We start from the raw sequence: 6,928 nt of genomic DNA, 5'->3' as shown, positions 1-6,928 counted from the left end.
AGTTCTGTCACATCTGTTACCCATTTTTTGTTAGCTTCAGTTTCACTAAATTCTCTATCTAATAAATTCTCTGCAGTAATAGTAGGTGTTGAAGGTCTATATCTTTTTCTTGCAGCACGTATGCAAGATTTTAATCCTAATTTTTTCATTAAACGATATACTCGTTTGCGACTTACTTTTTTATCCAGTCTTAAACAGATATATATACGAATACGACGATAACCATATATACCGTTGTATTTATTGAAAATCCACAAGATTTCTTTCATTAATATTTCATCTTCAGTTTCACGCTGTGTTTTAAATTCTCTTCTCTTTCTCCACTTATAATAACTGGCTCTAGAAATTCCAACCACCTTACATAACAGAGTTATTGGATATTCATTTTTTAAGTCTTCTATTACAAGGTACTCAACTATTTGTCTAAACGGCGATTGATCAGCTCTCTTTCTTTCTCCTTCAACTTTTTTAAAATCTTGTTTTCCATTTCTAAGTATTTGATTCTTTCTTCAAGAGCTTTTGTTTTAGCTAATGCTTGTTCTTCATCGGTCATTGTCTGAGTTGGCTTACCTTTACCTCTTCCGTCTACAAGACCGGCACTTCCAAATTGTTCATATTTTTTAACCCAACTATATACTTGGCCATAATTAACATTATATTTTAAAGCTGTTTTCTTATAATCTTTTTCTGCCTCAATACATGCTTCTACTATTTCTACACGTTCTTCGAACGTTGTTTTTCTCGCTTTCATTGAATACACCCCTAGTAATGGAGAATATGAAACATTCTCTTTTCCTAAAGTATATCGTTTTATCCAATCCCTTACAGTAGAATATGCTGGAATATTATATTTTATTGCTAAATCAACAGCAGAAACACCTTCAGTTAAGTATTCCTGAACAATTGTTTCTTTAAATGCTTTACTATAAGTATTATTGCTTTTCTTTGGTAATAGTACCTCAACGCCATGTACTTTATATTGGTGATATTTAAACATCACCTGTTTACGATTTAATTCTATACCACTCTTTTTTATAGCTTCATTACAACTATAACCCTCATCTATTAAACTAAATGTTAAGAGAAATAATTTAATGTCACTTTCGAGATATTTAGACATAAGAATGCTCCCCCTATAGTTTTGTTTTTTTAGTGTCTACTATAGGGGGAGCATATCATTGCGATACGCTTGTTATTTTTTATTATGAGATTCTAAACGATGCAGCTGGTTAATCAGCTTTTGACTTTTAAAGAAAACACCTGCATATTCTCTATACAACATAATCAAAAGTTCAGACATCTCATCTACAATCGATTGATGAATCTTTAAAGCATTCATTTTATCTATCGGCAGCTTTTGCAATACATCTAACAAATAGAGCGTTTTGTTAGATATAGGAATTGCACGTTCATCTTTAGCAAAGTTTTCTTGTGCAATGACCCCATGATACTTAAAGCTATAGCCGCTTAAAACAGATTGATCGGTATTACCGTTTAACACATCCTGATTGAATGCAATTGTAAAACCAAACTCCGGCATTTTCTTCAATAAGACAATAACAGACATGAGTTGCGAACTATAGCCTTGTGCAATCCTATCAAGACAGAAGTCCAATAATTGAAAGTTGAACTTTGATACTTGTTCTTCCTCCATGGATTTATCAATGACCTCAGTACACAATGCAGCATAGCTGCTTTCATAAATGTCTAAGCGTAATTGATAATTCTGACTGATGACATCCACGGAATTCAAAATACCTAATCCTCGTAATTTCGCATAGATAAATAATCCGTAAACAAACATTTGTGTATTGGCCTGCATACCTGTGCGGCTTTTTTTAGCACGTTTGACCATAAGCGGAATTTTCGCGCCGCTTTCACTTAAAATCGTAATGATTTTATCAGATTCTCCATAATCAACCGTCTTAATAATTATTCCTTTTTGTTTCACTAACATAAAAGGTATCACCGACCTTCTATTATTAATCTTGATCTTCGATATAGCCCATTTGACGGATAAAGTTGACTTTATTTCTCCAATCTTTTTGGACCTTTACCCATAAATCCAGATATACTTTTGAGCCGAGAAGATGTTCAATATCTAATCGCGCACGTTTACCAATTTCTTTCAGCTTTTTACCGCCTTTGCCGATAACAATCCCTTTTTGAGAATCGCGTTCAACAAAGATTGTGGCTTCAATGCGTACTTTATCTTCAGATTCTTTAGCCATTCTATCGACATTGACACCAATAGAGTGCGGAATTTCTTCACTTGTTAAATGTAAGATCTTCTCTCTGATTAATTCGCTTACTACAAATTGTTCCGGGTGATCTGAAATCTGGCCATCAGGATAGTACTGCGGACCTTCTGGTAAATATGATTTAAGTACATCGATAAAGTGTTCGACATTCAGCCCTTCAAGTGCAGACATTGGAACTGTCTCTGAAAATTCCATATGCTCTTGATAACTTTCGATAATCGGCATAATTTCATCTGGGTGCACCAAATCGATTTTATTAATTACTAAAAATACAGGTGTCTTAACATTTTTCAGCATTTCCATAATATATTCGTCGCCTCTGCCAATCTTTTCATCCGCATTTACCATGAAGATAACAGCGTCGACTTCTGACAAAGTATTTTTAGCAACTTTCATCATATAATCGCCTAATTTATGTTTTGGTTTATGAATACCTGGTGTATCCACAAAAATAATTTGGGCATCATCTTCTGTCATAACACCCTGTATTTTATTTCTTGTTGTTTGTGCTTTGTCTGACATAATAGCGATTTTATGTCCCAGCACTCTATTCATAAACGTAGATTTACCTACGTTAGGTCTGCCGATAATAGAGACAAATCCTGATTTGTGTTCTGTCATAAATTCAAATCCTTTCCTGAAAAACCTAGTGGGAGTAGTTCGCTGATAGTAGTTTCAATCATGTCGCCTTTATGATTGGTTAAATAAATCGGCATATCATCATCGCATAATTCTTTGATTACTTGTCGACATGCCCCGCAAGGCGAAGAAGGCGATTCAGCATCTACCGTTACTGTGATAGACTCAAAATCACCTGGTCGATAGCCTTGGCTGATTGCGGCAACTAAACTGGAACGCTCAGCACAGATTGCTTCCCCGTATGCTGCGTTTTCTACATTAGCGCCATAAAATTCTTTGCCATCTTTCGTTTTTAAATAAGCGCCTACTTTAAAGTTGCTGTAAGGTGCATAGGCACGACTTTGTGCTTCTCTGACTTTGTTAAAATGATTTTGACTATAAGCCATATTTTCTATCTCCTTTATATTAGACTTAGAATGTAAGGGATAAAAATAATCAGACCTATAATAGCTGCAGCTATTGAAGCTAAAAGTACACTTAAAGCAGCAATATCTTTAGCGTGCTTGGCATAGAGTTGATATTCATCCGTTACAAGATCCACAACATATTCAATTGCTGTATTGATTGCTTCAAACGCTAAAACCATGAAAATAGAGAGGATAACTGCAATCCATTCGATACGATTAATCTTAAAAAAGAAAGCCGCAATTACCACGATAAAGGCAATAATTACATGCCATACGAAATTGCGGTCCTTTTTTAAAATCGTGACAAGTCCTTCTATCGGATATATAAACCGTTTCATTGTTAATCTCTCGTTAAGCCGTAAGCATCTAGAATTGATTTTTGTCTGCCGAACATTTCTTTTTCTTCTTCTTCATTCATATGATCGTATCCTAATAAATGCAAAAAGCCATGAAGTGCTAAAAAACCAAGTTCTCTTTCAAAAGAATGACCATATTGTTCTGCTTGTGTCTTAGCGACATCAGCACAAATCACGATATCGCCCAAAACACGCGGGATATCCAAACCTTCAATTTCAGGTTCATCTTCCTCTAACGCAAAAGAAATAACATCCGTAACTTTATCTTTATCTCTATAGTCGCGGTTGATTTGCTGAATCTCTGCTTGATCTACAAATGTAACAGAAAGTTCCGCATCATCTTCTATGTTTTCTTGTTCTTTTGCAAAATTAAGCAAGCTTTCTATTTGTTCATACCATTCTTCTTTTACTTCATCAGTATGGTCAGAAAAATCGATTGTAAACATAGCGGATTATTCATCTCCTTCGTAACGGCTGATAATCTTGCTTACCAATGGATGGCGTACAACGTCGCTTTGATCTAAAGTTTGAACACTGATACCTTTAACACCTGATAGTCTATTAACTGCCTGTTTCAACCCGCTTTTAACGCCTTTTGGCAAGTCGACTTGTGTCATGTCGCCTGTCACTACCATTTGAGAGCCGAATCCTAAACGTGTTAAAAACATTTTCATTTGCGCATGTGTAGTATTTTGCGCTTCATCTAAAATAACAAATGCATCATCAAGTGTGCGTCCGCGCATATATGCAAGCGGTGCTACTTCAATAATGCCTCTTTCTATAAATCGCGCAGTTTGTTCTGGTCCTAATACTGTATGAAGACCATCATAAAGCGGTCTTAAATAAGGGTCTACTTTTTCCTTTAAGTCACCCGGTAAGAAACCTAATGATTCGCCGGCTTCTACTGCCGGACGTGTGAGTACAATTCTTTTTACATTACCTTGTCGCAATTCTTTAGCAGCATAGACCACAGCTAAGAAAGTTTTACCTGTACCTGCAGGTCCGATGCCGAACACTAAATCATTATGCTTCATCGCATTTAAATAAAGACGTTGCCCCATTGTTTTAGCACGAATGGTTTTACCGTAAGCATCTTTAGTGATGGCTTCATCGTATAAATCAACAAGATGTTGAATTGAGCCTCTCTCTGCCATTTTAATTGCTGCTTCCACATCTTTAAGATTAATCGATACGCCTTGATCAATTACTTTTAAAAGGTTTTTAATTACAGCTTCTGCTTTTTCTATTTCTTCTTGTTGCTGCCCTTTTACAGCTATCTCTTGCCCCCTTGCATGAACAATGACATTAAACGCCTCTTCAATTGCTTGCAAGTGTTCATCATTATTACCGATTAAAGCTTGGGCTTGATGCATATCGTCAATAACTATTATTCCTGGCATACATTAACTCCTTTTCACATATATCGCTGTCAAACAGCGTGTTCATTTTAATTAAGATGCAGAATATTATTGTCAACGGAAACTACGGACTTAGTTAATAATTTCCACATATTCATAGTTTCATTATATCATGTTCTAACGTTTTATTAATCCAATAATGTTCATGAGACAGAAACAAAAAAGAATTCGGACTTGCAATTTTCATCGCAAGCCCGATTTCTTTTTTTATTGAAGTTGTTTCGGTTTTTTTAATATTTCAGACCAAATCATACCGTTTAAGACTTCATCATCGTTAAATCGTAAATCATCATTGTTTTGTCCTCGATGCTGACTGAATTTATTAGCGAAAAGCTGTTTAAGACGTTCTCGCTTTGCACGTTCAGATAAGTATTTATCCGCAATGATTTCTTGTGCACGACGTTCGAGAATTGCCATTTGCTTTTCTTTGCTTCTGTCCATTTCAGAACGAAGGTCACTTAATTCACTATCTAAAGTATTATTAAGTGCTTGCTTTAATTCTTGTTCTTTTTCTTGCTGGTTCAGTCTCTTATTGGAAGATGATTCAGTTTTTCTTTGACGCGTCTCTTGGGTTCTCGTTTGAGCAGGTTCTGATTGTCTAGGAGATGAATTACGTTTTGAAGGTTGTGTTTCTGCTTCAAATTGTTTTTCCATCTCTTCGAACTTATCACCTAACTGTTCTAAGAAGCCTTTATGAGGCTTTCGCTCAGTTGTAGGCTGTCTTCTAGATGATTTAGGTTGGTTTTGTTGACGCTTTTTATGATTTTTATCATTGATTGCACTGATTAATGAAATAACAATACTGATGATAAAAATTATAAGACCGATACTCATTTAATCACCTCTTTAATTATCTGGTGACTCATTATCGTCAGGTTGTGTACGTTTATTGATGGATTCACGCATTCCTGTATCTGCTTCTATATTTTTCAAGTTATAGTAATCTTTAACACCAATATTGCCTTTTCTTAGTGCTTCAGACATTGCTAACGGTACTTCAGATTCAGCTTCCACAACTTTAGCACGCATTTCTTGAACACGAGCTTTCATTTCTTGTTCAGAAGCTACCGCCATAGCACGACGTTCTTCAGCTTTCGCTTGAGCAATGTTCTTATCAGCCAATGCTTGCTCAGTTTGCAAGTCAGCACCGATGTTTTTACCGATATCTACATCAGCGATGTCGATTGATAGAATTTCGAATGCTGTCCCAGAATCCAAACCTTTGCTGAGTACTGTTTTAGAAATGTTATCTGGATTTTCAAGAACGACTGTATGATGTTCACTTGAACCGATTGTTGAAACAATACCCTCGCCGACACGGGCAATAATTGTTTCCTCGCCGGCACCGCCGACTAAGCGAGAAATATTAGCACGTACTGTGATTCTTGCTTTCGCTTTTACTTCGATACCGTTCATTGCGACACCTGTAATAAATGGTGTTTCAATAACTTTAGGGTTAACAGACATTTGTACTGCTTCAAGTACATCACGACCTGCTAAGTCGATAGCTGCCCCTCTTTCAAATGGCAAGTTGATATCTGCACGCTGCGCTGCAATGTTTGCATCTACAACGCGGTCAACATTACCGCCGGCTAAGTAGTGAGATTCTAATTGGTTAGTTGTTAAATTCAAACCAGCTTTGTGTGCTTTAATTAATGGTGCAATAACTTTACGCGGTGATACACGTCTTAAGCGCATACCGATTAATGTACCGATATTTACTTTTACACCAGCTGCTATTGCAGAGATCCATAAACCGATTGGTACAAATGAAAATAAGATTAATAAAGCGATTACTGCAATAACAATGATGATTATTAATGGTATTAACATGTAATGTGCCTCCT

General features: G+C 36.0%; 10 protein-coding genes. All 10 read right to left on the bottom strand.

What is annotated here, in order from left to right:
• On the bottom strand, positions 1 to 269 hold a 269-nt coding region (locus tag DVJ99_RS04170; RefSeq protein WP_205527046.1), incomplete at its 3' end, for an IS3 family transposase.
• 146 nt (positions 270 to 415) lie between these two features.
• The gene (locus tag DVJ99_RS04165) at positions 416 to 1,120 is read right to left on the bottom strand and encodes a helix-turn-helix domain-containing protein (protein WP_114603261.1); all 705 of its coding nucleotides are present in this window, start codon (positions 1,118 to 1,120) and stop codon (positions 416 to 418) included.
• A gap of 72 nt (positions 1,121 to 1,192) precedes the next feature.
• The gene (gene recO, locus DVJ99_RS04160) at positions 1,193 to 1,957 is read right to left on the bottom strand and encodes a DNA repair protein RecO (protein WP_114603260.1); all 765 of its coding nucleotides are present in this window, start codon (positions 1,955 to 1,957) and stop codon (positions 1,193 to 1,195) included.
• Positions 1,958 to 1,982: 25 nt separating this feature from the next.
• Entirely contained in the window at positions 1,983 to 2,882 is a 900-nt protein-coding gene (era, locus tag DVJ99_RS04155; protein WP_114603259.1) for a GTPase Era, read from the bottom strand.
• The gene (cdd, locus tag DVJ99_RS04150; protein ID WP_105992672.1) at positions 2,879 to 3,286 is read right to left on the bottom strand and encodes a cytidine deaminase; all 408 of its coding nucleotides are present in this window, start codon (positions 3,284 to 3,286) and stop codon (positions 2,879 to 2,881) included. Before cdd ends, era begins: the two co-directional genes overlap by 4 nt.
• A gap of 14 nt (positions 3,287 to 3,300) precedes the next feature.
• Positions 3,301 to 3,645 carry a diacylglycerol kinase family protein gene (locus DVJ99_RS04145; protein WP_114603258.1) on the bottom strand — a complete coding sequence of 115 codons (345 nt, stop codon included), beginning with the start codon at positions 3,643 to 3,645 and terminating at the stop codon, positions 3,301 to 3,303.
• A gap of 2 nt (positions 3,646 to 3,647) precedes the next feature.
• The gene (ybeY, locus tag DVJ99_RS04140; RefSeq protein WP_114603257.1) at positions 3,648 to 4,109 is read right to left on the bottom strand and encodes an rRNA maturation RNase YbeY; all 462 of its coding nucleotides are present in this window, start codon (positions 4,107 to 4,109) and stop codon (positions 3,648 to 3,650) included.
• 6 nt (positions 4,110 to 4,115) lie between these two features.
• Complete coding sequence (locus DVJ99_RS04135) at positions 4,116 to 5,063, bottom strand: PhoH family protein (protein WP_105992669.1); 948 nt, start codon at positions 5,061 to 5,063, stop codon at positions 4,116 to 4,118.
• A 225-nt stretch (positions 5,064 to 5,288) separates the two neighbouring features.
• On the bottom strand, positions 5,289 to 5,915 hold the full coding sequence (locus tag DVJ99_RS04130; protein ID WP_114603256.1) for a hypothetical protein: 627 nt from the start codon (positions 5,913 to 5,915) through the stop codon (positions 5,289 to 5,291).
• A gap of 12 nt (positions 5,916 to 5,927) precedes the next feature.
• Positions 5,928 to 6,914: a flotillin-like protein FloA gene (gene floA, locus DVJ99_RS04125; protein WP_114603255.1), complete on the bottom strand. Its 987-nt coding sequence runs from the start codon at positions 6,912 to 6,914 to the stop codon at positions 5,928 to 5,930.
• Between the last annotated feature and the right edge of the window lie 14 nt (positions 6,915 to 6,928).

This window comes from Staphylococcus sp. EZ-P03 (assembly GCF_003344575.1).
GTDB classification, from domain to species: Bacteria; Bacillota; Bacilli; order Staphylococcales; family Staphylococcaceae; genus Staphylococcus; species Staphylococcus simulans_B.
This window is presented reverse-complemented; position numbering and strand designations above follow the sequence as displayed.

What these genes read in the sequence shown, in the direction of transcription:
- floA (WP_114603255.1), bottom strand. Translation starts at nt 6,914, where the DNA reads ATGTTAATACCATTAATAATCATCATTGTTATTGCAGTAATCGCTTTA.
- recO (WP_114603260.1), bottom strand. Translation starts at nt 1,957, where the DNA reads ATGTTAGTGAAACAAAAAGGAATAATTATTAAGACGGTTGATTATGGA.
- ybeY (WP_114603257.1), bottom strand. Translation starts at nt 4,109, where the DNA reads ATGTTTACAATCGATTTTTCTGACCATACTGATGAAGTAAAAGAAGAA.
- DVJ99_RS04135 (WP_105992669.1), bottom strand. Translation starts at nt 5,063, where the DNA reads ATGCCAGGAATAATAGTTATTGACGATATGCATCAAGCCCAAGCTTTA.
- DVJ99_RS04165 (WP_114603261.1), bottom strand. Translation starts at nt 1,120, where the DNA reads ATGTCTAAATATCTCGAAAGTGACATTAAATTATTTCTCTTAACATTT.
- DVJ99_RS04130 (WP_114603256.1), bottom strand. Translation starts at nt 5,915, where the DNA reads ATGAGTATCGGTCTTATAATTTTTATCATCAGTATTGTTATTTCATTA.
- cdd (WP_105992672.1), bottom strand. Translation starts at nt 3,286, where the DNA reads ATGGCTTATAGTCAAAATCATTTTAACAAAGTCAGAGAAGCACAAAGT.
- DVJ99_RS04145 (WP_114603258.1), bottom strand. Translation starts at nt 3,645, where the DNA reads ATGAAACGGTTTATATATCCGATAGAAGGACTTGTCACGATTTTAAAA.
- era (WP_114603259.1), bottom strand. Translation starts at nt 2,882, where the DNA reads ATGACAGAACACAAATCAGGATTTGTCTCTATTATCGGCAGACCTAAC.